2 protein-coding genes and 1 pseudogene are annotated in these 1,672 nt (G+C 31.6%); 2 read left to right on the top strand and 1 reads right to left on the bottom strand.

The window, feature by feature from the left end; all coding sequences use genetic code 11:
* Both B2671_RS16835 and B2671_RS16830 read left to right on the top strand, forming a co-directional pair.
* Nucleotides 1-199, top strand: a 199-nt coding sequence (locus B2671_RS16835; protein WP_346871448.1) for a hypothetical protein, incomplete at its 5' end; no start/stop codon positions are given.
* A 114-nt stretch (nucleotides 200-313) separates the two neighbouring features.
* A complete protein-coding gene (locus B2671_RS16830) occupies nucleotides 314-1,045 on the top strand; it encodes a Fic family protein (protein WP_346871447.1) in 732 nt (243 codons plus the stop codon).
* Nucleotides 1,046-1,197: 152 nt separating this feature from the next.
* Here the strand turns inward: B2671_RS16830 and B2671_RS16825 are convergent.
* Nucleotides 1,198-1,672: pseudogene (locus B2671_RS16825) on the bottom strand (peptidase S8); the annotation flags it as partial.

Raw genomic sequence — 1,672 nt, 5'->3', positions numbered from 1 at the left:
TATATTTATAGATTTAAATAATAGAAAAAGTACATTTTCAAAAGAGCTTACACCTACAGTATTTACTTATTATGATATTGCGATGGTTGAAAAAGAAGTATTTTATAGTAATAAAGGAGTTACAACAGATTATTTTCAAGGTGTTATTTTAATTAATAAACCTACTAATGTTGAGCCAACTATTCCTCTTGGAAATTAATTTAATATAGTATGTCTTGGTTAATACGTGGAAATAATTATAATTAAATGATAAACTATATATGATAAATAGTAGAGAATAATAGCAATATACCAGAATATCGGGAGGTACTATATGAATTATGAAAGAATCCTAGATAAAAAGAATAGATATGAGGCGGGAAAAAATAAGATTGATGAAGTAACATTAACTTCTTATGATAAGGATTTTGAGCTAACTTTTACACATAACTCTACTGCAATTGAGGGCAATACTTTAACCCTTATGGAAACAAAGGTGTTATTAGAAGATGGAATCTCAATTGGTGGCAAGGAGCTTAGAGAAATTTATGAAGTTGTTAATCATGAAAAGGCATATGGCTATGTGAAAAAGTGTATTGAGGAGATAAAGCTATTAGATGAAACTATTGTGAAAGATATTCATGAAATATTAACTGCTGGTATAATTCAAGGTGGAATTTATCGAAATCAAGAGGTCAGAATTAGTGGAGCAGGTCATGTTCCTCCAGCAGGAAATGATATGTATTTTGAAATTAAGAACTTCTTTACAGATCTTCAATATAAACGAGATATGAATCCAATTGAGCTAGCAGCATGGACACATGCAGAATTTGTAAGAATTCACCCTTTTATTGATGGTAATGGAAGAACATCACGTCTTATAATGAATTATCAGCTAATGATACATGGATTTTTACCTGTTTCAATTGCAAAGGAAGATCGTCTTAATTACTATAATGCCCTTGAGGAATATGCAGTAAATGGAAATTTAGATTTGTTTATAGATTTAATTGGAGATTTAGAAGAAAACCAGCTTGATACGTACATTAAATTAATAAGAGAGTAAGTATTTAAAAGAGGATTTAATGTAAGTATGTTTGAGTGGACTGAGATAGAAGTTGTAATTGAATAGATATTAAGGTTTGACCGCTAACTGAGTAATTTAATATACTTAGTTAGCGGTCTTTTTAGCTTTATAAGATCCAGTAGGTTCACCACTTACTCTATAATATCTATAAAATCATCTATTCTTACATATAATTCTTTAGGCATTCTTATATAAAAATCAGATGGCAGGTTATTCTCGTTTTGAGTATTGAGTCCATCATAAGGTTTAATTAGTGGAGATGACCTAAGATTTTCGAAAGAGCCTTGAAGACTTAACATGCCGTAGCCCCATTGTGGATTAGGATATATATCACCAGACCTTTTACTAGTACCCCTTGTGAAATAAGAAATAGCTGTAGGACCATATATGTTTGGGTCATTTCCAAGGACGATTCCCCATTCTAGCAGAAGCAGTGTGGCACCGCACAGTACGGCACCAGCTACAGAGCCACCAGAAAGTAATACATTTTCATTATTTAGTCCTGTAGTTAAAGCCATAACTCCACCTGTAGTTAAGTTAGGTTTTACTCTATTATCTGCAGTAAATCCTCGGCCGGATTCTACAGCTATAGTATTATTATTTTGA

Source organism: Clostridium sp. UBA5119, assembly GCF_002414285.1.
Taxonomy (GTDB): domain Bacteria; phylum Bacillota; class Clostridia; order Clostridiales; family Clostridiaceae; genus Clostridium_J; species Clostridium_J sulfidigenes.
Note: the sequence above shows the minus strand (reverse complement) of the source record. Positions and strands in the feature narration are given on the sequence as shown.

Coding starts and splice junctions, on each gene's coding strand:
- B2671_RS16830 (WP_346871447.1), top strand. CDS start 314: ATGAATTATGAAAGAATCCTAGATAAAAAGAATAGATATGAGGCGGGA.